Below are 25,760 nucleotides of genomic sequence, written 5' to 3' on the forward strand. Positions count from 1 at the left end.
ACCGACCTACGGAGGCTTGAGTCGAGCTACCCCGGCCGAAGGCGCCAATGACTTCCACCCAGCCCGTATTGTCGTACGAGCGGGATGAAAATGCTCTAGCCGTCGTCCGGTCGTTCGGGCGGGGGAGCCTGAAGCCGCGCTTACTGCCTATTTTAAAGATAATTGAAAAGGGTGAGTCCTTGTACTTTGACGTAGGCTTGTTGCGCTGCCTGTAGCGCAAGCTGCTGAATGTTGAAGCGACTGATCGCTTCCGCATAGTCCAGATCCTGGATTTCGGAAAGGTTTGCTTCGGTGTCGATGATGAATTTGTCGTGAACATCCGCTTGTTCGTCCAGCGCGTTCAGACGCGCGCCGACGCTGGCGCGGGTATCCGAGACGCTTTGCAGGGCCGCATCGATATCCTCCAACGAGGCGCTGGCGGCTTCGTGGAAGCTCGGCCCGGCTCCGCTTCCGAGTTCCGGGTCCGACAATCCGAGATCCGTGAGGACGCCATCGGTATCGTTGCTGATGGCAACGGACGAGGTGTCGCCGGCGTTTGCCGAGACGAATTCCATAAAACCGGATCTATGCTGGGCGACGACCGTGCCGTCCAGGGCCGTTGCGCTTATGCCGGCGTTTATGGCGGCGACCAGGTCGTCGGCGCCGGCATAATTCGCCGCGGCTATGGATATCGTGACCGGCGCGCCGCCGTCGACGGCCAAGTCGAAGCTCTTTGCGCCGCCGCTGTAATCGATGCCGGACGACAGGTCTTTGGTTCCCATGAGCGCGCCATGGGATGCGGTAAATTGGCCGTTCAAGGCTTGAGCGAGGGAATACAAGGTATTGAGAACACTCTGCCTGCCGCCGGAGGCGGCGATCGCATTGGCGCCCGAATTCGAAGAAACGTTCTCGAATACGGCAAATCCGGAATCGCCGTCGGCCATGGGCCGCTGCGGTGCGATCTGCAGGAGGCGCCGATTCTTGTCGCCTTGATAGACATACGCCGGCGGCGTCCGACCGCCGTCGAATACGAAAGGAACCGTATTCGAGCGGAAGCCGGCAAAAATATATTCGCCGTTGGCATCACGCGTGTTCGCAAGTCCCAGCATCTCGTCCAATAACTGCTGCATTTCCTGGCCGATGGCCTGCCGATCGCCGGTATTGAGCGTGTCGTTGAGGCTTTCGACGGATAGTTCGCGGGCACGCTGCAACAGGTTTGCCACGCCGGTCAAGGCGGAGTCTTCGAATTCGAGTCTTGAGCGAACGGCTTGAATATTGGATTGGAACTGCCGGTTGGTTTCCAGCGATTCCTTCAAGTCCAGCGCGCGGACCGCGGCCCCGGGATCGTCCGACGGCGCCAGAATGCGCTGGCCGGTGGAGAGTTGCAGCTGGGTTCTGGCGAGCTTTGCCTGCTGTCTGTGGATGCCATCCATGCCCATCCGTTCCATAAGAGGTGTCGAAATGCGCATGCTTATCTCCTTACCGCTCCGATCAGCGCGTCAAACAGGGTGTTCAAGACTGGAATCAATTGCGCCGCAGCCTGATAGGCTTGCTGATACCGCAACAAATTCGCGGCTTCCTCGTCGAGATTCACGCCCGATACCGAATCGCGCGCCTCCCGTGCGTGATCCAGCAGTTGTTTCTGAGCGGTGCTGTCGATCTCGGCAGAACGGGTCAGCGTGCCGACGTCGCCCACGATTTCGCCATAGGCGTCCTGGTAGCCGGCTTTGCCGCCCAGGAGCAAAGGCGCGGTCTGCAGGTCGGCGAGAGCTCGGGCGTTGGTGTTGTCTCCGGGGCCTGCAAACGGCGATCCGGCTGCTGCGATTTGGCGCGGTTCGGTGAGCGTGACGTTCAGGTCGCCCGCCATGCGCCGGAACGGGCGAATCAGAAAACTGTCATTGGGCGCCGCGGAGCCGCTTTCGATGCCGATGGTCAAGCCGTCCACCGTGAAACTTCCTGCGGCATTGGTGAACTGGGCGTCGTCGCTCAGACGGGTGAGGGTGTACTGGGAGCCGTCGTAATCCAGCCGGTAATCGCTTGCCGTCAGATCGGCGGCGCCCGTGACGACACCGTTGTCGAATGCGACCGACAATACGGCATCGCCGTTGTTCGTCTGCTTCCCGAACCAGCTGTACTGGCCTATCGCCGGGTTGGTGACATCGCTGAAGAAATCGGTCCCGGCATTGCCGTTCAAATCGGAGCCGGCCGAGTGGCGGGCATTGAATGTGGTGGCGAAGCCCGCGGCGATGCGGCCCATGGCGTTCTGTGCCGGGTCGAGCACTTGGCTTTCGAAACGTAAAAGTCCGCCGATTTCCCCGCCGCCGATGGCGTCGGTAACGACCACGGTCTCGGAACCGCTGGCGCTGATGGCGATGTCCTTCTGGCCGGGATCGTAAGCCGAATTCTCGAGGCTCAGCCGGTTTGCCGTCGTACCGATGACCAGGGCCTGCCCGTTGCCGATGAAGACGTTCAGGGCGCCGTCCTTTTGTTCGAAAAGACTGGTGCCGACTTTTTGCGCCAATTGTTGCGCCAGCACGCCGCGCTGATCCAGCAAATCGTTGGGCGGCTTGCCCGCCTGGCCATAGGCGACGACGATGCGCTCGTTCAAGGCGGCGATGTTCCCGGCCAGGCCGTTGATTTCCTCGATGTTGGTGCCGAGGCTCTGGTTCACCTGGCTGCGAAGCGCGTCCATGCGGCCGTTCAACGCGTTGAAGCGCCGTGCCAGCGTTTCGCCCTCGGTCAGCATTACCCGCCGCGCGGCGATCGACGTGGGATCGTTGACCACATCCTGAACCGAATCGAAGAAGGCTTGCAGCGAGGGCGACAAACCGGTGTCGGGATCGGCGAGGAAATTGTCGACCTGCGAGGCCAGCCGGTGATGGGTCTCCAATTCTCCGTGAGCGGAGAGTGTGTTTCGGAGCTGAGCGTTGAGAAAATTGTCGTAGGCGCGGGTAACGGACCCCACGTCGACGCCATTGCCGATGTAGCCTGCGCCGGTATACGAGGGCAAGCGTTCGACTTGTTCCGTTCGCTGCCGGCTGTAACCGTCGGTGTTGACGTTGGCGATGTTGTGGCCGGTCGTCGCCAGGCCGCGTTGAGCCGCTATCAGTCCCGAGGTCGCTATGCCGAGAATTCCGCCAGCCATGATTCAACCGTTTGAATGAATGTTCTCGCTATGTCCGTTATCGGCGGCGATCGGTATAACTGAAGACCGTGTCAGGTAACGGGCAGCTTAGCAAGCGCACGATTCTCCTCGTATATGGCCAGAACCTTGCGCGCGTACCGGGGATCCGTGGCATAGCCGGCTTTTTGCAGGGAAGCCAGGAATTGGCGGGGATTATCGGCGTGTTCCAGGGCCGCGGCGTAGCGGGGATTGGTTTTGAGGAAGTTGACGTAATCCCGGAAACTCTCGGCGTAGTCCTCGTAAGCGCGGAAGGCCGCCCGGTCGCGGACGGGCGCACCGTTCACGTATTCCAGGGTCCCGGCGGTTACGTGCTCTCCGGCCCAGCTCCGATCGGCCTTGATGCCGAACAGATTGTGGCTGTGCCCATCGCTCCCGCGCGCCGCCATGGATTTTCCCCAGCCCGTTTCCAAGGCCGCCTGCGCCAGCAGCAGTTTGGGATCGACGCCCAGTTCGGCCGCCGCTTCCCGTGCATGCGGCCAGAGCGCGTTTACGAATTCTTCGGGACCGGCGAATGGCCCGGGTGGAGAGGACCGAGATTGCGAGCGTACTTTGTCGGTCAGGTGGGCGGCGTTTTCGTTCGCTGCACTCGAACCGTCCCGGGCCGTGTCTTCGGATCCTTCCTTGGCAACGCGCGGCAGGGCGTGGCTGCGGTAATCATTCAGGCTCATGGCGGGTTTGATACCGTCGGATGATGTGTCTCCGCCCAACTGCCGGACCAGCAAGTCGGAAAAGCCCAGGCTGGAGCGTTTGCCCAGTTCCACCGCCAATTGCTGATCGTACATGTCGCGGAAGGTTTGCGCCGGCTTGCCGTCCACCAGGCCGCCGTTGGGCACTGCTTCCCGCATGCTTTTCAGGGCCATCCGGATGAACAGCGATTCGAATTGCCGGGCGGTTTCGCCGAGCGCCGCCTTGGGATCCTGCTTGGCCTGGTTTCTGAGCCGGGCGGTACCGGCGAAATCGGTATACACATCGGCGAGACCGGTCTGCTTTATCATGCGGGTTCTCCTATATCACGATCAGTTCGGCCCGAAGGGCGCCGGCGCTTCGGAGAGCTTCCAGGATGGCGACCAGATCGCTCGGCGCGGCACCGACGCGATTCACGGCCTGTACGATTTCGTCCAGGGATACGCCGGGATTGAAGACGAACATGCGGTTGGCTTCCTCGTTCACGGTGATCTCGGATCGGGGCACCACGGCGGTCGAACCGCCGGACAGGGCCGGGGGCTGGCTGACGATGGGTTTTTCGCTGATGGTCACCGAGAGGTTGCCGTGGGTGACGGCAGCCGGCTGAACCCGGACATGGCTGCTGATCACCACCGTGCCGGTACGGGAATTGACGATGACCTTGGCGGGGGCTTCGCCCGGGTTCACTTCCAGGTTTTCGATAAGAGACGTGAACGAGACCCGCTGCGCCGGATCGCGTGGCGCGTTGACCTGAATGGATGCCGCATCCAGGGGGCGGGCGACGTTTCCCCCATAGGTTCGATTGATGACGTCGGCCACCTGGTTGGCGGTGGTGAAATCCGGCGTATGCAGGTTGAGCATCAGATGGCTGCCTTGCGCGAATCCGGTCGGGACTTCGCGCTCGACCGTCGCCCCGCTGGGAATTCTGCCGGAGCTGGGGACGTTGACGGTGACCTTGGAACCGGCCAGTCCTTGGGCACTCAGGCCGCCGACCACGAGATTGCCCTGGGCCACCGCATAGATTTGGCCGTCGGCACCCTTGAGCGGCGTCATCAGCAGGCTGCCGCCGCGGAGACTCTTGGCATCGCCCAGCGACGAAACATTGACGTCTATCATCTGGCCGGGCTTGGCGAAGGGGGGAAGATCGGCGGTGACCGATACGGTCGCGATGTTCTTCGATCGGAGGTCGACGCCGGGCGGTACGGTGACGCCCAGTTGCAGCAGCATGTTGCGCAGGGTCTGGCTGGTGAAGCGGTTCAGGTCGCCGGTGCGGTTCAGTCCGGTCACCAGGCCGTAACCGATCAGCTGATTGCTGCGGACGCCGGCGACCGAGGCGATATCCTTGACTCTTTCCGCCAGCGCCGGAGTTACTGCCAAGGCCAGGGCGATCAGGACGGCTTTTATGACTGCGCGCGGAGAGAATCTACCCACGGCCTTGCCTCGTTCGATCAGAAGGGGAACAGGATGCTGGTAAAGAAGCGTTGCAGCCAGCCCATGCGGTTGACGTCGGCCACCACGCCTTCGCCGTTATAGATGAAAGTGGCGTCGGCAACCTTGGTCGAGTCCACGGTATTGGTGGTGTCGATATCCACCGGCCGCACCAGCCCCGAGAGCTTGATGTACTCGTTGCCCTGGTTCAGGCCCACCCGCTTCTCGCCCCTGACCCGGAGGGTGCCGTTGGGCAGCACTTCCACGACGGTGACGCTGATGTTTCCGGTCAGCAGGTTGCTCTGATTGCTTTCGCCCTTGCCTTCGAACTGGTGGGTCGATTCGAGGCTGGTCGAAACGTCATAGCCTAGAATCTGGGCGGCTTCCTGTCCCATCAGCATGGGGGCCTTGACTTGGGTGGTCGCCGAGCGGCCGGCCCGGGTGTCGGCGTCTTTCTGGGCGTTGGTTCTTTCGACCAGCCGGATGGTGAGGGTATCGCCCACGCGTCGCGCCTTGTGGTCCTCGAACAGCCGTATGTCGTAGCCCGACTGAAAAATCGCTCCGGGATTCCGCATCGGCGGCGTCATGTCCTCGGGGCGCGCCGGCGCATAAGCCGGGTCGCGCCGCGGCGGCGGATTGAGAATGGAAGCGCAACCGCTCAGGCTCAGCAGGACGAGAAAGAGAGCCGCGTATTTCATCGGACGGTTTACAGGGTGTTGGTTGCGAATCCGAGCATCTCGTCGGTGGTGGCGATGGCTTTGGAATTCATTTCATAGGCACGCTGGGTTTCGATCATGTTGACCAGTTCCTCCACCACGTTGACGTTGGAGGTTTCCAGGGAACCCTGGACCAGCTTGCCGATGCCGTCCTGTCCCGGAATGCCCACGATCGGGCCGCCGCTCGATACCGATTCCCGGTATAGGTTTTCCCCGACCGGTTCCAGGCCGGTTGGGTTGATGAAGTCCGCCAGCTGGATCTCGCCGATGACATTGGGGGCGGCAGTGCCCGGCTGCAGGACGGAGACCGTGCCGTCGGAACCGATGGTGATGCTGAGGGCGTCCTGCGGCACGGTCATGGCCGGCTCCAGGGGATTGCCGCCGTTGGTGACGATCTGACCGTTGGCATCGAGCTTGAACGTACCGTCCCGGGTATAGGCGAGATCGCCGTTGGGCATGAGTATCTGGAAGAAACCGCGGCCGTTGACGGCGATATCCAGGGAATTCCCGGTCTGGAGTATATTGCCCTGGGTGTGAATCTTTTCCGTGGCGACCGTTCGAACGCCGGTGCCCAGCTGCAGGCCGGAGGGCAGGGTGGTGTTCTGGGTGGATTGGGCGCCCACCTGCCTGACATTCTGGTAGAGCAGGTCTTCGAACAGAGCCCGCTCTTTCTTGAAGCCGGTGGTATTGACGTTCGCCAGGTTGTGCGAGATCACCGACATATGGGTTTGCTGCGCATCCAGGCCGGTCTTGGCGATCCAAAGGGAAGGGGTGGTCATGGTCTCGAACCTCTCGGAGTGTCTTTAGCCGATACGCATGAGTTCGGCGCTTGCGTTGCCGTTGTCTTCGACGGTTTTCATCATCTTGATCTGGTATTCGAATTCCCGCGCCAGCTCGATCATCTGCACCATTTCTTCCACGGTGCTGACATTGCTGCCTTCCAAGGCGCCGGTTACCAGCTGCACCTCGTTGGTCGCCGCCGTCGGTGCGCCGTCCTTGACCCGCATCAGTCCATCCTCGCCTTTTTCAAGCCGGGATTTGTCGGGCTTGACCAGTTTGATACGGTCGAGAATCGCCAGGGCTGTGGCGTTGGCGCTCTGGGGAATGATGCTGATGGTGCCGTCGGTGCCGATTTCGACTTTTTGCGCGGGCGGAATGGCGATGGGGCCGGCATTGCCGAGCACCGCCAATCCGCCGCCGGTGACGAGCCGGCCTTCGGGCGTGATGTGCAGGTCGCCTGCCCGGGTATACGCTTCGCTGCCGTCCGCGGACTGTACCGCGAGCCAGCCTTCGCCGTTGACGGCGACGTCGAGATCGCGTCCGGTGGTTTGCAATGAGCCCGTCGACAAATCGACGCCGGGCCGCTCAGTCATGGCGTAGACCCGGCTGGGATAGCCGTTGCCGAATACCGGCATCGACCGGAGCTGCTCGAAATCCGCACGAAAACCCGGCGTGTTCGCGTTCGCCAGATTGTTGGCGTTGGAAGCCTGTGCCAGTAGAATCTGCTTGGCGCCGCTCATCGCGACATAAAGGCTGCGGTCCATGATCGTAGGTCCTCGCTATCGGGATCAGCGAATGTTGAGCAGGGTTTGAGTAACGGTGTTTTCCGTCGAGATGGTCTGGGCGTTGGCCTGGTAAGCCTGTTGGGCGATGATCAGGTTGACCAGCTGCTGCGCCAGATCGACGTTGCTCGCTTCGATAGCGCCGGCTTTGATCACGCCGAAGCTGCTGGTGCCGGCCACGCCGCTGATCGGCGCGCCGGAGTTGGCGCTTTCGCCCCAGTTGGTGTCGCCGAGCTTGGCCAGCCCTTGCGGATTCTGGAATCGCACCATGGCGACTTGGCCCAACGGCTTGGAGCCGCCGTTGCTGAAACGGGCGAACACGACACCGGTATCGTCGATGTCCACGCCGGTCAACCGGCCTATGGTCAAGCCGTCCTGGTTCAGGGTATTGACGCTGAACGCGCTGCCGAACTGGGTCGAGCCTTGCAGGTCCAAGGTCAGCTGAATGTCCTGGGCGCTGGGATTGATCGTGACCGGATCCGTCTGAAATTGAGCCGTCGCCGGATCGTTATTGACTTCCAGGAGCTTGCCGTCGGGATCGAACTCCAGCTTGATCGGGTCCGTGGTCGAGCCGCCCAGCATGTTTTGTCCGTCTACATAGACGTGCAGCTCCCATGTGTTCGGGGTCGCTGTTTTCACGTAATAGCTGGTGGCGACATGGGTGTTTCCCAGCGAGTCGTAGATCGTGACGGACGTGGTATGGGTGTAACTGCCGGAATCGGCAGGGTCGAAGGGTGTCGTCGCGGATTCCGGCTTGCGGGAATCGAGATTGACGGCCATGTCGATCGAGCTCGTGGCTTTGGGCAGGCCTTGCGTCGAATCGAGCTGCAAGGTCTGGAAAACCCCGGTGCTGAAACCTTCCTCGATGGTATCGCCGTTCGGTGCATAGACCATTAGCGGCTGGCCGAGGTGATTCACCACGTAGCCTTCGCGGTCCATGTGAAAGGCGCCGGCGCGCGTATAGACCCTTGCGTTGACGTTGTCGACGCTGTCGCCGAGAACGAAAAAGCCTTCGCCGCTGATCGCGAGATCGAGGTTGTTCTCGGTGAAGTCGAGGTTGCCCTGGGTGAATTGTTGCGCCACGTCGGCAACTCGTACGCCGGCGCCGGGCGTGATGGACGATACGCCTCCCATGCTGCTGGCGTATACATCGGCGAATTCGGAGCGTGATTTCTTGAATCCGGTGGTGTTGGCGTTGGCGACATTGTTGCCGGTGGTCGAGAGCATGTTGGATGCGGCGTTCAGTCCGCTCAGGGCTGTATTGAAAGCCATGTCTAACCTCGCTGGGATTGGGGGTGTTGAGGAAGCCCTGAATAAGTCCTCTCCCTCTGGGAGAGGGGTGGGTGAGGGCCTGTTGGATCAATCGGTTGCACAGGTCGCTTCTTCGAATTGGAGGCTTGATCAGAGCGTCCTAAAGGACGGCTCGGATATCGCTCAAGGTATAGCGTCCGAGTCCGCCGAACTGGACTTCCATGCCTTTCGATCCGCTCATGGTTACGCTTTCCACGGGGGCGACGATCTGCGTTTCGAGCGCTGTGGTGCGACCTCCGAGCACGGCCTCGGCCTTGAGCTTGTAAAGTCCGGGATCGGCAAAATGCAGTTCGTCGTCCAGCTTGCCGTCCCATTCGAAAGACAGCGGCCCTTCGGTTTGCGGGCCGAACTCCAGGGTACGGATCGAATTCCCGTTCTTGTCCATGATTCGGACGTAAACCTGGTCGGCCTGGGCCGGCACGTTCAGCTCGCCCTCGATTTTGCCGTTTGCGGCCAGGATGGCTTTGTCGGATGCGATCAGCGCGGATCGTCCCACCAGGTTTGCGGCCATCAAGGCTTGTTCCTTGCCGGCGGACGCCGCAAAGTCGGCGAATGAGGATTGCAGCTGCTGGATTCCCGTCACTGTGCTGAACTGCGCCAGCTGATTGACGAATTCGGCGCCGTCCTGGGGCTTGAGGGGATTTTGGCTGGTCAATTGGGTGACCATCAGCTTGAGAAAGTCCTCTTGCCCCAGTTCGTTGCGTTTCCGCGCCGCCGCCTGGGGTTCGGTCAGGCCTAGAGATTTGAGCGTGTTGAGGTCGATGCTCATGGTTCGTCACCTAGCTTTGTCCGAGACGGAGGGTCTGAAGCATCAGCTGCTTGGCGGTATTCGCCACTTCGACGTTATCCCGGTAGGCGCGGGAGGCGGATATCATATTGGTCAGCTCCTCGATGGTGTTGACGTTCGGCTTGAAGACATAGCCGTCGGCGTTGGCCATCGGATGTTCCGGGGCATATTCCATGTGCAGGGGCGCCTGACTCTCGATTACCCCGAGCACCTGAACGCCGGCCGGCGCGTTGCGCTTGTCCACGGCCTCCTGGAGCTGCGCCGCGAAAACCGGCTGCCGCGATCGGTAGGTTTGCTCGATGCTGCTGCTGACGCTGTCGGCATTGGCGAGATTGCTGGCCACCAGATTCAGCCGCAGCGACTGCGCAGCCATGGCGGAGCCGGCAATATCGAAGATCTTGAAGGATGACATGCTTACTCTCCCGTCAGGGCGGTTTTCAAAGAGGAGATCTTGCCGCTCAGAAAGTTGAGCGTGGCCTGGTATTGCACCGCGTTTTCGGCAAAACGCATCTGTTCCTGTTCGGTTTCCACGCTATTGCCGTCCAGGCTGGGTTGCGACGGCAGCCGATAAAGCGCTTCTCCTCGAGCGCCCGGAGCGGCCGCCGTCAGATGCCCGGGCCGGGTCGCAGCGAGGCTGAGGGGAGAAGCGCGGACGCTCTGCAGTACCGAACGGAAATCCAGGTCGCGGGCTTTGTAATGGGGCGTGTCGGCATTGGCTAAATTGGAGGCCAACAATTCGGTGCGGCGGTCGCGGAGTTTCAGGGCCAAGGGATGAATGCCCAGGGCATTATCGAAGCTGATCGTCATAAACATGTCCTCGTTGCAAGCCATGTAAGGCCAAGCATGAGGCATGCCAGACAAAAAACTGTCGTCGGTACAGTTAGTTGGGAATTAGCGGCCGTTTTGGAAACGGATTGGCGGCAATTTTTCGCCGCTCGGCGCGGCAAATTTGCCCGATGGCGTCAGAAGGTCGCCCTCAGGCGGTAATAGCGGCAAGTCGGGCCGCGAACGGTTTCATACAAATCGAGTCCGGAAGGAAGCGATTCCGTACTGCTCAGGAACAGGTAGCCGCCCGGGTTGAGCACTTTGGCTACGCGCGTCAGGATGTCGCGCTTGAGATCCTCGGAGAAATAAATCAGTACGTTTCGGCAGAAGACGATATCGAATCGACCCAGAGCCGCAAACGGCTTGAGCAGATTGAATTGCTGGAAGCGGACACGATCGGTGATTTCCGGCTTCAGTTTCCATTTGTCCTGGTAGCGTTCGAAATAACGCGACCTCAGACTTTCGTCCAGACCGCGCGACAAGGCCATTTCGCTATAAGCGGCCTGGGTGGCTTCGGCCAGAATCGATTCCGAAATATCGGTCCCTATGATCTGTACGTTGCGTCTGATGCCGGTCCAGCCGTACCGAAAAAATTCCTCGACGCAGATGCCTATCGAATAAGGCTCCTGTCCCGAGGAACAGGCTGCCGACCAGATCCTGAGGGTACCGCCGGTCGGATTGGCCGCCCAGGCGGGAAGAAGAACGTTTCGAAGTTCCTCGAAGTGAGAATTGTCGCGAAACCAAAATGTCTCATTCGTGGTCATGGCATCGATAACTCGGGTTTTGAGCTTAACCGGGACATTATCGCTTCGCAGCGCGGCGATCAACTGCGCGATGGATGAAAAATCACTTTCTCTGAGTAGGCCGGTCAATCGATTCTTGACCAAATACTGTTTACTGTCGCCGAGCAAAATCCCGCAGGCGTCCACGAGAAATTTCCGGAACACCGCGAATTCCTCGGGATTCAAATCCGAATTCATGAATTCTCCAGTCGAGGCGCCTTGTGACGGCCGCCGCGTTTTACCGATATCGCCGGCTCGCAATGTGGATAGAGTCCAATCACCGCCTAGCGCACCTCGAAACGTTCCCTGAGCCGTCTTTGCACAACCCGGGCAAGATCGTCCGGATCGTATTTGGCAAGAAACTCGTTAGCGCCGACCTTTTCCACCATGGCCTGGTTGAATACGCCGCTCAGGGAAGTGTGGAGCAGCACATAAACGTCTTTCATTTCGGGATCTTTGCGGATTCGGGCCGTGAGCGTATAGCCGTCCATCCGCGGCATTTCCACGTCGGAGATGATCATGGCCAAAAAATCGCCCAATCGCTTGCCTTCCGCTTTCCACTGTTCAAGCATGTCCAATGCCGCCTGGCCGTCCTTGGCAATCGTGTTTTCCACCTCGAGCTGGCCCAGCACGCGAAGAATCTGGTTGCGGGCCACGGCCGAATCGTCGACGACGAGCACGTGCTGCCGAGGAAGTTGGGCATTCCCATCGATCACGCCGTCCGACACACGTTCGCTCCCGCCCATGACTTCTTTCATCACTTTTTCAACATCGATTACTTCGATGAGTTCCTGGTCATGCTGAGTGACGGCGGTCAGGTAGCTTTCCCTGCCGGTACCATTCGGCGGCGGCTGAATCTCTTGCCAGCCCATATTGATAATTCTATCAACGGCGCTGACCAGGAATCCCTGGGTGGAACGATTGTACTCGGTAATGATGACATAGCCACTGCCGTCCCGCGGCTGCGGCTGTCCGCGTATCGCCATGGCAAGATCCATCACCGGGATGGTTCTGCCGCGCAGATGGGCAACGCCGCAAATGACCGGGTTCGATTTGGGTAGCTGGCTCAAGGGTGGACGCCGTATGACTTCCTGTACCTTGAATACATTGATGCCGAAGCGCTGATTGCCGCCAAGCTTGAACAGTAAGAGTTCGAGGCGATTGTGTCCGGCGAGCCTGGTTCTTTGATCGACGCCTTCGAGTACGCTTGCCATGGTGAAATTCCCGGAGAGGTGAACAGTGTCTAAAGTGTAGCGGCAGGCGCGCGGTCCGCTTGAGTCCTGACGGGCATGTTAACTGCATGTTCCGATGAAAGCTCGGAGGATATTCATGCGCGGCAAAACTCAACTCCTAATCCTGTGGGTCCTGGCGATGCCTAGGGCTTTCGCTGCCGAAGGCTTGCAGTCCCATGCCTCGATCATGGAGGCGATCACGGCGCTGGTGGAGTCGGATTTCCGTCAGAAGGCTCAGGAATTCCAAATGGAGCCGATCAAACTCGACCCGCGCCTGCGGCTGCCACTCTGTGATCGTCACCTGGAAGCCTTCTTTCTTTCAGCTCGGCGGGAGAGCGGTTTTCTTTCCTTGGGCGTGCGTTGCGAAGGCACGCATCCTTGGACCATTTACAACAAGGTTCGCGTGAAGGTGTATAGGAACGTCGTGGTTCTTAAGAACGCCGTCCGGCAGGGCGCTAGGCTGACGGAGACCGATCTCGGCCTGGAGAGAAGGGATCTTGCCGAACTGCGCGGCAGTTATTTCACGTCGTACGAACCGGTGATCAACCGGCCCGTCAGGCGGACATTGGCGGCGGGTGCGGTATTGAGTCCGGACTGGCTCACCGTGCCCAAATTGATTCGGCGCGGACAGAAGGTCACCATTCAGGCGCAGAGCAGCCACGTCGCCGTCAAAATGTCGGGACGTGCGCTCAGCGACGGAGAGGCGGGCCAGCGGATTCGGGTGCGCAACGACCAATCCAAGAGAATCGTGGAAGGCATGGTTGCGGGTCCAGGCCTGGTCCTGATACCAATCTGACTAAGTACGTTCCGTAAGGTTGTGTGGAACGCGAGTGCAGTGTGTAGGTCGCCATTCGCTTGCCGATGAACCGATTGGCCCGATGGCACCGTCGGCAAAGGATTTCCGGCCTACGAATACTCGAGTCGATTTGTCCTGGCCGGCAGCGTCAACGGCTTCCGCCTAACCTGTTTTGCATGGCAGCGAGACCAGCACGTTCCGGCAGGACAGAGGATTGGGAATTTGCGCTAAAGTCCGCGGTCGGAATGCCGATAACGGTTGAAAGGTTCTCCCAATAGGGTCCACTCATGGAAATCAAGCTTCACGATTCCGTCACCGGTTTATCCGGCAGCGGAATTCAAAAAAGGCCTAACGCTACCGGGCTCGGTGCGGCATCGGAATCAGGTGCCGGCGTGTCGCCGGAGACGTCGCTTCGGCTCACCGAGATCAAGCAGCGCCTGCTGAACGAATCCGCCGTCGACAAAGTGAAAGTGGCGAAAATAGCGGACGCGGTCGAATCCGGAAGCTACCGGGTCAACCCGCAAAGGGTCGCCGAAAAGCTGATTGACATGGAACGCATACTTCCGGATTTTGGATGATCGCTCTCACTCAAGAACTTCACGAACTGTTTCGCAGGACGCTCGACGGCCTCGGCGAGATGTCGCGATTGTTGGAGGAAGAGGCCAGGTGCCTTGCGGCGCGTGATGCTGCGGCGCTGGAAGCGGTCGCCTCGAAGAAGCAGACGCTCGCCTCCGTCCTCAACGAGGTGGCCGTCCGGCAAGACGGCGTTGTCCGCGTGGCCGCTCCCGTCGCGGCAGGGCGCATGACGGCTTTGCTCGACCGGCTCGATTCCGAACACCCGTTGGCCGAAACCCTCCGTTCCGATTGGCTGGAAATCGTGCGCCTCGGTGCGGAGTGCAGAAAGCGGAACGAGCTTAATGGAGCTTATCTTGGCCTCTTGCAACGGCATGTCGATTCCAGTTTGAATTTCTTCCACGGGGTCGCGTCGCCGGACGCGACGTACGGCCCGGACGGGGCGACACACCGCGGCGAAATCTCGCGCCGCTCGTTCTCGGTGTGATCCCCGTTAAGTACATTCCATAAAGTTATGCGGAACGGAGTGCGACACGTAGGTCGGCAATCCTTTGCCGACGAAGTCGCTCGACCGGGCCGCAGCGTCGGGAAAGGATTCCCGACCTACAGGCTGGCCGGTTGTAGGTCAGTTTTTTTCTTGCACATATAGACGACCGGTCGTATATTTTTGGCATGGCTCGCATCGGCAACAAACAAATTACTCGCGAAAGGCTCCTGGATCAGGGCGTCGCCATGATCATGGAGCATGGCTATCACGGCACGGGTCTGCAGGACCTGCTGTCCAGCGTTCAAGTTCCGAAAGGATCATTCTACAACTACTTCGCCAGCAAGGATGAGTTCGGGGCGGAAGTCGTTCGGCATTATATAGAGCCATTCATCCGGCAATTGGGCGATTACCTGGAGCGGCCCGAGCTGGACGCGCTGTCCGCCCTGAAGCGCTATTTCCGGGATCTGATCGAAGAATTGGAACGAAGGCAATTCAAAGGCGGCTGTCTGCTGGGCAATCTGATCGGTGAAATCGGCGATACCAACGAGACCTGCATGAGCGCCCTGCGGGACGCATTTCATCGGTATCGGGACAAGTACGCCGAGGGCTTGGCCCGCGGCCAGGCGGAAGGAACGATACGCGCTGACTTATCTGCCGAATCCATGGCGGATTTGTTGTCCGACAGCATGCAGGGCGCCTTGCTGCGGATGAAGGTGGACCGATCCGTGCGGCCGCTGGAGACCTGCCTGGGGCATTTGCTCGACGATTATTTCAGACCGAAGAATGACTGAAATCAAAGAAGAGGTTATGCAATGTATAAGCAGCAACTGGAAAAAAAGAGTCTGGTTCGGACGATTCGCGGTATGACGCTGGGATTGGTGTCCGCGCTGGTTTTGACGGGAGCGGGCATGGCCCCCGTTCATGCCGATGAAACCTGTTTATCGCCGTATATCGCAAAAATCACCGGCCAGGAAGATTACGTGTATGTCTGGACCCTGGGTGCGATAGGGGTCGGCGACGAACAGGACAAGCTGGTGACGGTGGATGTCAATCCGAAGTCGCCCAAGTACGGAAAGGTCGTGGACAGTCTCTCGGTAGGCGGCCGCAACGAAGCGCACCATTCGGATTTTACCGACGACCGCCACTATCTCTGGGCCGGCGGATTGGACACCAGCAAGATTTTCATCTTCGACATCCATAGCGATCCGGCGAAACCGAAGCTTCACAAGACGATTAACGATTTCGTCGCAAAAAGCGGCGGCGTGGTCGGGCCTCACTCGTTTTACGCCCTGCCCGGGCGTATGCTGATCACGGGGCTTTCGAACAACAAGGATCACGGCGGACGCACGGCAATGGTGGAATACACCAATCAGGGCGAATACGTCGCGACCCACTGGATGCCCACCGACAGCGATCTGCGCGGCGCGGTGAAGACCGGCAAGTATGCCGACGGCTACAACTACGACGTGCGCGCGCTGCCCAGGCGCAACGTGCTGGTTTCTTCATCCTTCACCGGGTGGAACAACTACATGATGGACTTCGGCAAAATGCTGTCCGACAAGGAGGCGATGAAGCATTTCGGCAATACGGTGGTGGTCTGGGATCTTCACAGCCGCAAGCCCAAGAAGGTGTTCGACGTGCCCGGCTCGCCCCTGGAAGTGCGCTGCGCCTGGGATGAAACCCACAATTACTGCTTCACCACCACGGCACTCACCTCCAAGATCTGGCTGATCTACGAGGATGACAAGGGCGAGTGGCAAGCCAAGGAAGTCGCGGATATCGGCGATCCCTCGAAAGTGCCTCTGCCCGTCGATATTTCGATCTCCAACGACGACAAGCGGCTTTGGGTGAATACTTTCATGGACGGCACTACTCGCGCGTTCGACATTTCGAATCCGCACAAACCGGTGCAGACCTATGAAAAGCGCGTCGGCGCGCAGGTTAACATGGTGTCGTCGAGCTGGGATGGGAAGCGCCTTTATTACACCTCGTCGCTGCTCGCCAATTGGGACAAGAAAGGCAAGGACAACGAGCAGTACCTCAAGCTTTATCACTGGGACGGCAAGGACCTGAAGGAGCAGTTCGCCGTCGACTTCTATAAGGAGAAGCTCGGACGTCCGCACCAGATGCGTTTCGGTGCTTATTCCCTGTACAAGAGCGTGGCCGAAGCACGGCCGGCGGACATCTTCGCGGAATTTCAGCGTCGCTGATGCGATGGACTTTGGAGCCGCCATCATGCGGCTCCGCGGTATTGACGGTTTTTTGACGACTATTACGAGAGGAGGCCGATATGCCCAAGTATCTAATCGAACGTGATATTCCCGAAGCGGGAAAACTGTCGGGTCAGGACTTGCATGCGATTTCACAGAAATCGTGCAGCGTGCTGAACCGTCTGGGACCGAAAATCCAGTGGGTGCAGAGCTATGTCACGGACGATAAGGTCTATTGCGTCTACATCGCGCCCAACGAGGAGATGATTCGGCAGCATGCCGAGGAGGGCGGCTTCCCGGCCAACCGGATTTCGGAGATCAAGACGGTGATCGATCCGACTACCGGCGAGTGATGGGGAGCGTGGGAACGGCTCCGACCGTTCCCACGCCTGTTTTGACTATTTGACCCGCATTCCCGGCTGTGCGCCTTCGTCCGGGATCAATACGAACGGTCCTCCGCGTTCGTCGCTTGCGGCCAATACCATTCCTTCCGACAATCCGAACTTCATCTTGCGCGGCGCCAGATTCGCGACCATCACGGTCAGTTTTCCTTCCAATTGCGCCGGGTCGTAGGCCGATTTGATACCCGCGAATACCGTGCGGGTTTCGCTGCCGATATCCAGAGTCAGCTTCAACAGCTTGTCGGCGCCTTCCACATGCTCGGCTTTGGCGATGCGGGCGATGCGCAGATCGATCTTGGCGAAGTCGTCGATCGTTATGGTGTCGGCGATCGGTTGAATCGTATGCTGCTGATGCTCGGCATGACGCTGCTGCGAGTGAGGTTCCGGTTGGGCGGCGGCTTGCAGATTTTGCTTGTTGGCTTCCACGAGAGACTCGATTTGTTTGGGGTCGATGCGGGTGAGAAGGTGTTGGTAAGGCTTTATTGTGTGGCCTGCCAGCGATTTATCCAAATCAGACCAAGAAAGCGACTCAATTTGCAGGAAATCTTCAACTTTCTTGGCGATTTCAGGTAATAACGGTTTTAGATATATCGTCAAAATTCGGAACGCTTCGATTGTTGCGGAGCATACCCAATGTACTTCGGGAAGATTTTCAGGCGCCTTTGCCAATTCCCAGGGTTTTGCATCGTTGAAGAACTTGTTGATCGCGTCCGCAACAACCATTATTTCCCTGATTGCTCTTGAGAAGTCGCGCCGCTCATAGGCGTCAGCGATCCATTGGGCAGTGCCTTTTACAGCGTTGCTCGTTAAAACGTTGTTATACGGCAACTTGGGAGTTAAGTCAGAATTTAATGCTTCGCCGATTTTTGGCAGAAGATTCTGGTCGAGAATGACGCCGTTAAACAGGCGATGAATGAATCCCGCCGCTCGACTCGCGATATTGATGTATTTCCCCACCAAATCGCTATTCACCCTCAGAACGAAATCGGCCAAATTGAGATCGATGTCCTCCATCGTCCCGTTCAGCTTGCAGGCGTAGTAATAGCGCAGCCATTCGGGATTTAGTCCCTGCTGGAGATAACTTTCGGCAGTGATGAAGGTGCCGCGGGATTTGGACATTTTCTCGCCGTTCACGGTCAAGAAGCCGTGCGCGAGAATCTTGCTGGGGGTGCGGAAATCCGAGTGTTCCAGCATCGCCGGCCAGAACAGGGCATGGAAATAGAGAATGTCCTTGCCGATGAAGTGGTATAGCTCGGCGTCCGAATCCTTGTTCCAGTACTGGTCGAAATCGAGGTTCAGCCGCTCGCACAGGTTCTTGAAGCTGCCCATGTAGCCGATGGGCGCGTCCAGCCAGACATAGAAGAATTTGCCCGGCGCATCGGGAATCTCGAAGCCGAAATAAGGGGCATCGCGGGAAATATCCCAGTCGGAGAGGCCTGCCTCGAACCATTCCGCCATTTTATTGGCGGCTTCGTCCTGTAGATGCCCGGCGCGGGTCCAGGTTTTGAGAAACTCCTCGCATTTCCCGAGCCTGAAGAAATAATGCACCGATTCCTTCCGTACCGGAGCCGCGCCGGAAACGGCGGAATAGGGATTGATCAGGTCGGTCGGCGAATAGGTTGCGCCGCAGGCTTCGCAGGAATCACCGTACTGATCCTTGGCATGGCACTTGGGGCACTCGCCCTTGATGAAACGGTCCGGGAGAAACATTTCCTTGACCGGATCGTAGTATTGCTCGATCGAGCGCGCCTCGATGAGCCCTCGCTCTTTCAAGCGTCCGTAGATGGTTTCGGCCAATTGCCGGGTTTCATCCGAGTGGGTTGAATAGTAATTGTCGAACTCGATGTGAAAACTGGTAAAGTCCCGGAGATGCTCGCCGTGGACCCGTCGAATCAGTTCCTCCGGGCTAATGCCCTCCTTTTCGGCCCTAAGCATGATGGGCGTACCGTGGGTGTCGTCTGCACAGACGTAATAGCAGGTATTGCCGCGCATTCTCTGGAAGCGTACCCAAATGTCCGTCTGTATGTATTCGACCAGGTGACCCAGGTGAATCGGGCCATTGGCATAGGGCAGGGCGCTGGTGACGAGGATCGTTCGGTTGCTGGTCATGAGGCGAAATTCAATGTTTTCCGAGGTCGCGGGATTATCCCACATTTCGCCCGGGCATTCAGGCGTGCAGCGGGCGGGCGAGCATTGATGTATCGCTTTTGAAACAAGCCTCCCGCCGTTAAGCTTCGTGGGCAATTGTGTAGAATATCGGCTTATTTCGCCCGAGATGCTGGAGGCTCCAATGCCGCTTACCCAATCTGATGTCGAGAGTGCCCTTAGAACCTTGGTGGATCCTAACCTTGACCGGGATTTAGTTTCCGCCAGGCAGGTCAAGAAAATTGAAGTGGAGGATTCCCGGGTCCGGGTGAAGGTGGCTCTCGGCTACCCGGCGGCCGGCTTCCATGCCGAGCTCAAAGCCCTGATCGAACAAAAGCTTCGATCGGAAATCGGCGCGACCGAAGTCGCCGTGGACGTCGTCACTGAGATCCTTTCCCACTCGGTTCAGAAAACCCTGAAGCCGATGCCGGGAGTGAAAAATATCATCGCGATCGCGTCCGGCAAGGGCGGCGTCGGGAAATCGACGACCACCGTCAACCTGGCGCTGGCTTTAACGGCCGAAGGCGCGCGGGTCGGCATCCTGGATGCCGATATTTACGGCCCCAGTCAGCCGCTCATGCTGGGAATTTCGGGGCGGCCGGACACCGAGGAGGGCAAGCGGCTGATCCCGATGGTTGCCTACGGCGTACAGTCCATGTCGATCGGCTATCTGGTCGACGAGGATGCCCCGATGATCTGGCGCGGCCCCATGGTGACCGGTGCCTTGCAGCAATTGCTCAAGGATACCCGGTGGGACGATCTGGATTATCTGCTCATCGACTTGCCGCCCGGCACCGGCGACGTCCAATTGACGCTGGCGCAGCAAATTCCGGTGTCGGGGGCAATCATCGTCACCACCCCCCAGGACATTGCCCTGCTGGATGCCCAGAGAGGGCTCCAGATGTTCGAGAAAGTGGGGATCCCGGTCTTGGGCATCGTTGAAAACATGAGTATTCACATCTGTTCGAACTGCGGCCATGCCGAGCCGATCTTCGGCGAAGGCGGCGGCGAAAAGATGGCCCGGAAATACGGCGTGGAGCTGCTCGGGTCTTTGCCGCTCGACATCAGCATCCGGAAAAACGCCGACGGTGGCTATCCCACGGTAATCGCCGAGCCGGACAGCAAGCCGGCGCAAATCTACAAGGGCGTGGCCCGCAAGATGGCCGCCCGTTTGGCTTTGAGAGCAAAGGATTACAGTGCGCGTTTCCCCACTATCACCGTTGTCAACGACTAGCATGGGCATCAAGTCAGACCGCTGGATCCGCCGCATGGTGGAGGAATATGGGATGATCGAGCCCTACGAGCCGCTGCAAGTGAGAGAGGTGGAGAATGCGCGGGTCATATCCTACGGGACGTCGAGCTACGGCTACGACATTCGGTGCTCCAACGAATTCAAGATTTTCACCAACATTAATTCGGCCATTGTCGATCCGAAGAATTTCGACGAAAACAGCTTCGTGGACGTGAGCTCGGACGTGTGCATCATCCCGCCCAATTCCTTTGCGCTGGCGAGGACCGTCGAATATTTCCGGATTCCGCGCGATGTGCTGACGATATGCCTGGGCAAATCCACCTATGCCCGCTGCGGAATCATCGTCAACGTGACCCCGTTGGAGCCCGAGTGGGAGGGGCATGTGACGCTTGAGTTTTCCAATACCACGCCGCTGCCCGCCAAGATCTACGCCAACGAAGGGGTAGCCCAGGTGTTATTCATCGGCGCCGACGAGATTTGCGAAGTTTCGTACAAGGACCGAGGCGGGAAGTATCAGGGACAAACCGGCGTAACCTTGCCCAAGACCTGATATTGCGGACGCGTGCCGGTACTTTTGTCCGAGCCGGAATTTTTTGAAGTTTAGCGAGAGTTAAGACTATGGCCGATCTGTCCGCATTGTTCGCGGAAGCTCAAAACTACATTCCGGGCGGCGTGAATTCGCCGGTGCGTGCCTTCAAGGGGGTCGGAGGAACCCCGGTTTTCGTGGACCGTGCCGAAGGGCCGTACCTGTTCGGTGCGGACGGACGGCGCTACATCGATTATGTCGGCTCCTGGGGTCCCATGATCGTCGGGCATGCGCACCCGGAAGTGTTGAAAGCCGTACACGGTGCCGTGGATCGCGGGCTGAGCTACGGCGCTCCCACGCCTATCGAAACCGTGATGGCGAAAAAGCTGTGCGAGCTGGTGCCTTCAATGGACATGGTGCGCATGGTGAATTCGGGCACCGAAGCGACCATGAGCGCCATTCGCCTGGCGCGCGGCTATACCGGGCGCGACCGGATCGTCAAATTCGAAGGCTGTTATCACGGCCATTCGGATTCTCTGCTGGTCAAGGCCGGTTCCGGCGCGCTGACCCTGGGCGTGCCGAGTTCACCCGGGGTTCCGGCTTGCCTGGCCGAACATACGATCACTCTCCCGTTCAACGACGACGATGCGGTGCGCGAAGCATTCTCGCGTTTGGGCGGCGAGATTGCCTGCATTATCGTGGAGCCGGTGGCCGGCAACATGAACTGTGTGCCGCCGAAACCGGGTTTTCTGGAGACGCTTCGGGCGGTTTGCGATGCCCACGGTTCGGTGCTGATCTTCGATGAAGTCATGACCGGATTCCGCGTTGCACTGGGCGGAGCGCAGGCGCATTACGGCATACGCCCTGATCTGACAACACTCGGGAAGGTCATCGGGGGAGGTATGCCGGTCGGCGCCTTCGGCGGCCGGCGCGACATCATGGAAAAACTGGCTCCGCTGGGTCCCGTCTATCAGGCCGGAACCTTGTCCGGCAATCCCGTAGCCATGGCGGCGGGATTGAAAACCCTGGAACTGATAGCCGTTCCGGGTTTTTTCGAGCACTTGAGCGAAAAGACTCGCTATCTCGTCGAAGGCTTGCGGGAGCGTGCGTCGCAGACTGGGATTCCGCTTGCGGCGAATTCCGTCGGCGGCATGTTCGGTCTCTTCTTTACGGGCGAGAAAGTCGTCGACAGCTTCGATCGCGTCATGGCCTGCGACCAGGAGCGCTTCAAGCGCTTTTTCCACGCCATGATGGACGAAGGCGTCTATCTCGCTCCGTCCGCGTTCGAGGCCGGCTTTGTTTCCGCCGCACATGAATTCGAAACACTGGATCAAACCCTACAGGCTGCGGAGCGCGTCTTTAGTCGACTTTGAGCTTTGAAACCATTTATGCATGGATTGCACTGCATCCCCACTATGCCGGTTTAGCGGTCTTCTTGATTGCCATGGCCGAATCCCTGGCGGTGGTGGGCCTGCTGGTGCCCGGCGTCGCCATGATGTTCGCCGCCGGTGCGCTGGTCGGGACGGGGGTACTGGCGTTTGCTCCAATCTGCGCTTACGCAGTAGCCGGGGCAGTGGTCGGCGACGGAATCAGCTTCTGGTTGGGTTGGCGCTATCGCGATCGGCTGTCGTCCTTTTGGCCGTTTTCGCGATATCCGGGAATGATCGACCGCGGTATCGATTATTTCCACCGCTACGGCGGGCGCAGCGTGTTGTTCGGGCGTTTCGTGGGACCGGTACGCGCGGTGATTCCGCTGGTTGCGGGAATGCTGGCGATGCCGGTGCGGCGGTTCATCTATATCAATGTATTGTCGGCCGTTCTCTGGGGCCCGGCCTATTTGCTTCCGGGCATGGCTTTCGGCGCATCGCTCGATTTGGCCTCGCAAGTCACAGGACGTCTGGCCGCGCTATTGATTGCGCTGTTGGCGGTCCTGTGGCTGGGTGCCTGGTTGAGCAAGCACGTTTATCTTTATTTCCAGCCCCGAGCGCACCAGCTCATTCTTGCGACTTTCGATCTTAGCCGAGAACACCCGCTATTGGGACGGCTTACGGCTCCGCTCATCGATCCCGAGCAGCGCGATTACGCCGGTCTATCCGTGTGGGCTGCGATCCTGGGCCTGACGGGGCTGCTGACCTGCTATCTGATACCGGCCGATGTGGTTCCGGTATCTCTGGAAGCCTGGCGGAATCCCTGGTCGGATTATGCATTGATGGTGTTCGAGGAATTGGGGAAGGCCGCGGCCGTTTCGGTTTTCTCGATCTTTGTGCTCGGCTGGTTGTTGATCCGAAACCACGGTGTCGCTGCGGCGCATTTTCTGGGAGCCCTGGGATTCGCGCTGGTGGTGGGGGCGCTCTGCAATCTGGCCGACGACAATCCGCCGATCGACGGTCATGTCCTGAACGCCGGCGCGGTATACGGCTTCGCCGCCGTGCTGACGGCGGACAGTGCGTCTCCGCGCTGGCGCTGGTTGATTTACTCCACGGCAACCCTGCTGGTCATCGTCATTGGCTTTGCTCGCGTGTATGCCGACACGGGCGAGTTTCTCGCGGTTTGCTTTGGCCTGTTGCTGGCCTTGGTGTGGCTGGTCCTGTTAGGAGTGGCTTATCGGCGCCATCGCCACGGCGATACACCGATCAGAGGCTTAAGCTGGATCGCGACGGTTTGCCTGGTCGGGATCGGGACATTCTTCTGGCATGAGCATTCGCTGGAGGAATTTTACTATCGGCGACCGCTGCTGAATGTGAGCGAGCAGCAATGGTCCGATCAGGCCTGGCGGTTCCTTCCGGCCTATCGCGTGAAAACGATCGGCCGACCGGAACAGGCGCTGTCAATTCAATGGGCTTCGCCGATCGACGCCATCCGTTCGGATTTGCTCAAGTTGGGCTGGCAGGAGCCCAAGCCGCTGACCCCGGCGCAGGCGCTTTATTTCCTGAATCCCCAGACCGAAATGGCGGACTTGCCGGTATTGCCCCATTTCAATCAAACCGACGTGGATAGTCTTCGCATGGTCAGGAGGACTCCTGCGGGGAGATGGCTGATCGTGCGCTTTTGGCCCAGTGGACAGCAGCTGGAACCGGAAGCCGTTCCGATTTTTCAGGGAAGCGTTGCTTTCCTGGAGGAACGCAATCTTTTCGGTATCCTGAAATTTTCCGAAGAGGCCATAAACGGCATGGATGCGCTCGGCATCTTCATTGGCGAACTTCAATCTCTGCGTCCTTTATGGCTGAGAACCGGCGAGTATGGTCAGACCGTCGTGCTGCTGCCGCCCTGAAATCATCGATTCAAATTCCGAAAGATATTCCGATGGATAAAACGTATTGGCTGGCAGATATCGATAGGTTGTCGCCTGCTTTGGCTCTGGCCATAGGCTTGGCTTTGGGACTGGCCCTGGGATGGGCGATGGCGGCTTTGCGCAATCGAGGACATCACCCGGAGTTGTGCCGGCGATCGGCGGAACAGCAGGCGGAGAGAATCGCCGAGTTGGCAAGCGAGCTGGCCGACCGCCAGGACCGTGTCTACGCGTTGAGCACCGGACTCGCCGTCGCCGAGGAGAAAGCCGCACGCATTCCGAGGCTGGAAGCCGAAATCGGGTCCCACCAGCAGACTGTTGCCGAGAAGAACCAGCAACTCGAAGCGCTTAGGACCGAGGTCGCGGAGCTGAAGACACGCCTGGAGAGCGAGCGGCAGAATACGGAAGAAAAACTGGCATTGCTTCGTAACGCCGAAGTTCAGCTATTCGCCCAGTTCGAAAATCTGGCGCAGAAAATTCTCGATCAGAAGACGCAGAAATTCACCGAACAGAACAAGAGCCAGCTCGACGGCGTTCTAACCCCGTTTCGCGAACAGCTCGGCGATTTCCGCAGGAAAGTGGACGAAATGCATCTGCACGATGCCAAGGACCGAGCGTCGTTGCGTCAGGAGATCGAAAACCTTCGTCAACAGACCCAGCTTATCAACCAGGAGGCTATCAATCTGACCCGCGCACTGAAAGGCGACAAGAAATTGCAGGGGACGTGGGGCGAGCTGATCCTCGAGCGGGTACTGGAGCAGTCGGGACTGCGGAAGGGCATCGAATACGAGACTCAGGGGGGATATCGCGACGGCGAAAATCGCTTATTTCGACCCGACGTGATCGTACACTTGCCCGAAGGGAAGGACATCATCATCGATTCCAAGGTATCGCTGGTCGCCTACGACCGGTGCTGTGCGCTGGACGACGGGCCGGAACGGGACACGGCGGTGCGCGAGCATGTTCAGGCCGTGCGCAATCACATCAAGACCCTCGCTCAGAAAGATTATTCCGGGTTGAACGGACTGCGGTCACTGGATTTCATCCTGCTGTTCATGCCGATCGAATCGGCCTTCATGCTCGCTTTCCAGCACGACGATAAGCTGTTTTCCGACGCGTTCTCCAGCAATATCGTAGTCGTGACGCCGACCACCTTGTTGGCCACCCTGCGCACTATAGAAAACATCTGGCGCTACGAGCGCCGGAACGAAAACGCCAGAATCATCGCGGACAAGGCGGGGTCGATTTACGACAAATTGCGCGGCTTGGTGGAAGACCTGGAAAAACTGGGCACCCAGCTCGGCAACGTCCACAAGTCCTACGACGACGCGATGAACAAGCTGACCCGCGGACGCGGAAATCTGATTCGTCAGGCGGAAAGTTTCGTGGAGCTGGGTGTGAAAGTGAATAAACGGCTTCCGAAAAGTATTTTGGAAAAAGTCGATCTGGCTATCGAAGACGAGATGTACGCCGCGCTCAAACGGGAAATTCCTACAGTTGGGGAAACCAGCGGATCGTCCGAAAAGTAAGTATACCCGGTGTTGGAATGAAAGCTTCGGGTCAGGTCGATAAAGTGCGGCGCCTAGTTTTT

General features: G+C 58.9%; 25 protein-coding genes. 11 read left to right on the top strand and 14 right to left on the bottom strand.

The window, feature by feature from the left end; all coding sequences use genetic code 11:
- Positions 1–152: 152 nt before the first annotated feature.
- From flgL to sS8_RS03090, 13 genes are all read right to left on the bottom strand, one after another.
- A complete protein-coding gene (gene flgL / locus sS8_RS03030; protein ID WP_119628364.1) occupies positions 153–1,448 on the bottom strand; it encodes a flagellar hook-associated protein FlgL in 1,296 nt (431 codons plus the stop codon).
- Between the two features lie 2 nt (positions 1,449–1,450).
- Entirely contained in the window at positions 1,451–3,124 is a 1,674-nt protein-coding gene (gene flgK / locus sS8_RS03035; RefSeq protein ID WP_119628365.1) for a flagellar hook-associated protein FlgK, read from the bottom strand.
- A 71-nt stretch (positions 3,125–3,195) separates the two neighbouring features.
- Positions 3,196–4,158, bottom strand: coding sequence for a flagellar assembly peptidoglycan hydrolase FlgJ (gene flgJ, locus sS8_RS03040; protein WP_119628366.1), 963 nt, complete (start codon positions 4,156–4,158; stop codon positions 3,196–3,198).
- 10 nt (positions 4,159–4,168) lie between these two features.
- Positions 4,169–5,278, bottom strand: a complete 1,110-nt coding sequence (locus sS8_RS03045) for a flagellar basal body P-ring protein FlgI (RefSeq protein WP_179952395.1) — start codon at positions 5,276–5,278, stop codon at positions 4,169–4,171.
- Positions 5,279–5,295: 17 nt separating this feature from the next.
- Positions 5,296–5,973 carry a flagellar basal body L-ring protein FlgH gene (flgH, locus tag sS8_RS03050; RefSeq protein WP_119628367.1) on the bottom strand — a complete coding sequence of 226 codons (678 nt, stop codon included), beginning with the start codon at positions 5,971–5,973 and terminating at the stop codon, positions 5,296–5,298.
- 8 nt (positions 5,974–5,981) lie between these two features.
- Positions 5,982–6,770: a flagellar basal-body rod protein FlgG gene (gene flgG / locus sS8_RS03055; RefSeq protein WP_119628368.1), complete on the bottom strand. Its 789-nt coding sequence runs from the start codon at positions 6,768–6,770 to the stop codon at positions 5,982–5,984.
- Between the two features lie 24 nt (positions 6,771–6,794).
- The gene (flgF, locus tag sS8_RS03060; protein ID WP_119628369.1) at positions 6,795–7,535 is read right to left on the bottom strand and encodes a flagellar basal-body rod protein FlgF; all 741 of its coding nucleotides are present in this window, start codon (positions 7,533–7,535) and stop codon (positions 6,795–6,797) included.
- Between the two features lie 24 nt (positions 7,536–7,559).
- On the bottom strand, positions 7,560–8,825 hold the full coding sequence (gene flgE / locus sS8_RS03065) for a flagellar hook protein FlgE (protein WP_119628370.1): 1,266 nt from the start codon (positions 8,823–8,825) through the stop codon (positions 7,560–7,562).
- 139 nt (positions 8,826–8,964) lie between these two features.
- A complete protein-coding gene (locus tag sS8_RS03070) occupies positions 8,965–9,633 on the bottom strand; it encodes a flagellar hook assembly protein FlgD (RefSeq protein ID WP_119628371.1) in 669 nt (222 codons plus the stop codon).
- A 10-nt stretch (positions 9,634–9,643) separates the two neighbouring features.
- Positions 9,644–10,063 carry a flagellar basal body rod protein FlgC gene (gene flgC, locus sS8_RS03075; protein ID WP_119628372.1) on the bottom strand — a complete coding sequence of 140 codons (420 nt, stop codon included), beginning with the start codon at positions 10,061–10,063 and terminating at the stop codon, positions 9,644–9,646.
- Positions 10,064–10,065: 2 nt separating this feature from the next.
- On the bottom strand, positions 10,066–10,458 hold the full coding sequence (gene flgB, locus sS8_RS03080; RefSeq protein WP_119632592.1) for a flagellar basal body rod protein FlgB: 393 nt from the start codon (positions 10,456–10,458) through the stop codon (positions 10,066–10,068).
- 155 nt (positions 10,459–10,613) lie between these two features.
- Positions 10,614–11,456, bottom strand: a complete 843-nt coding sequence (locus sS8_RS03085) for a CheR family methyltransferase (protein WP_119628373.1) — start codon at positions 11,454–11,456, stop codon at positions 10,614–10,616.
- Between the two features lie 86 nt (positions 11,457–11,542).
- Entirely contained in the window at positions 11,543–12,472 is a 930-nt protein-coding gene (locus sS8_RS03090; protein WP_119628374.1) for a chemotaxis protein CheV, read from the bottom strand.
- A gap of 115 nt (positions 12,473–12,587) precedes the next feature.
- Here sS8_RS03090 and flgA point away from each other — a divergent pair, with 115 nt between their 5' ends.
- From flgA to sS8_RS03120, 6 genes are all read left to right on the top strand, one after another.
- On the top strand, positions 12,588–13,286 hold the full coding sequence (flgA, locus tag sS8_RS03095) for a flagellar basal body P-ring formation chaperone FlgA (RefSeq protein WP_170160922.1): 699 nt from the start codon (positions 12,588–12,590) through the stop codon (positions 13,284–13,286).
- A 287-nt stretch (positions 13,287–13,573) separates the two neighbouring features.
- On the top strand, positions 13,574–13,864 hold the full coding sequence (gene flgM, locus sS8_RS03100; protein ID WP_119628376.1) for a flagellar biosynthesis anti-sigma factor FlgM: 291 nt from the start codon (positions 13,574–13,576) through the stop codon (positions 13,862–13,864).
- Positions 13,861–14,346: a flagella synthesis protein FlgN gene (locus sS8_RS03105; protein WP_119628377.1), complete on the top strand. Its 486-nt coding sequence runs from the start codon at positions 13,861–13,863 to the stop codon at positions 14,344–14,346. The genes flgM and sS8_RS03105 overlap by 4 nt, the downstream gene beginning before the upstream one ends.
- A gap of 185 nt (positions 14,347–14,531) precedes the next feature.
- Positions 14,532–15,137, top strand: coding sequence for a TetR/AcrR family transcriptional regulator (locus sS8_RS03110; protein ID WP_119628378.1), 606 nt, complete (start codon positions 14,532–14,534; stop codon positions 15,135–15,137).
- A gap of 72 nt (positions 15,138–15,209) precedes the next feature.
- Positions 15,210–16,556, top strand: coding sequence for a methanethiol oxidase (gene mtoX / locus sS8_RS03115; RefSeq protein WP_119632593.1), 1,347 nt, complete (start codon positions 15,210–15,212; stop codon positions 16,554–16,556).
- 80 nt (positions 16,557–16,636) lie between these two features.
- Positions 16,637–16,909, top strand: a complete 273-nt coding sequence (locus sS8_RS03120) for a DUF4242 domain-containing protein (protein ID WP_119628379.1) — start codon at positions 16,637–16,639, stop codon at positions 16,907–16,909.
- A 45-nt stretch (positions 16,910–16,954) separates the two neighbouring features.
- Here sS8_RS03120 and metG read toward each other — a convergent pair whose 3' ends face one another.
- Positions 16,955–19,066 carry a methionine--tRNA ligase gene (gene metG, locus sS8_RS03125; RefSeq protein ID WP_119628380.1) on the bottom strand — a complete coding sequence of 704 codons (2,112 nt, stop codon included), beginning with the start codon at positions 19,064–19,066 and terminating at the stop codon, positions 16,955–16,957.
- A 181-nt stretch (positions 19,067–19,247) separates the two neighbouring features.
- On the opposite strand from metG, the gene apbC reads away from it, so the two are divergent.
- The 5 genes from apbC (at position 19,248) to rmuC (ending at position 25,698) form a co-directional block, all read left to right on the top strand.
- Positions 19,248–20,336 carry an iron-sulfur cluster carrier protein ApbC gene (gene apbC, locus sS8_RS03130; protein ID WP_119628381.1) on the top strand — a complete coding sequence of 363 codons (1,089 nt, stop codon included), beginning with the start codon at positions 19,248–19,250 and terminating at the stop codon, positions 20,334–20,336.
- Position 20,337: 1 nt separating this feature from the next.
- Positions 20,338–20,904, top strand: a complete 567-nt coding sequence (gene dcd, locus sS8_RS03135) for a dCTP deaminase (protein ID WP_119628382.1) — start codon at positions 20,338–20,340, stop codon at positions 20,902–20,904.
- Between the two features lie 68 nt (positions 20,905–20,972).
- Entirely contained in the window at positions 20,973–22,253 is a 1,281-nt protein-coding gene (gene hemL / locus sS8_RS03140) for a glutamate-1-semialdehyde 2,1-aminomutase (RefSeq protein ID WP_119628383.1), read from the top strand.
- Positions 22,250–24,151 (top strand): VTT domain-containing protein, encoded by a 1,902-nt coding sequence (locus tag sS8_RS03145; protein WP_119628384.1) that lies wholly within the window; start codon positions 22,250–22,252, stop codon positions 24,149–24,151. Before hemL ends, sS8_RS03145 begins: the two co-directional genes overlap by 4 nt.
- Before the next feature lie 32 nt (positions 24,152–24,183).
- Positions 24,184–25,698 (top strand): DNA recombination protein RmuC, encoded by a 1,515-nt coding sequence (rmuC, locus tag sS8_RS03150; RefSeq protein WP_232020496.1) that lies wholly within the window; start codon positions 24,184–24,186, stop codon positions 25,696–25,698.
- The last annotated feature ends 62 nt before the right edge of the window (positions 25,699–25,760 follow it).

This window comes from Methylocaldum marinum, from assembly GCF_003584645.1.
Lineage (GTDB): Bacteria > Pseudomonadota > Gammaproteobacteria > Methylococcales > Methylococcaceae > Methylocaldum > Methylocaldum marinum.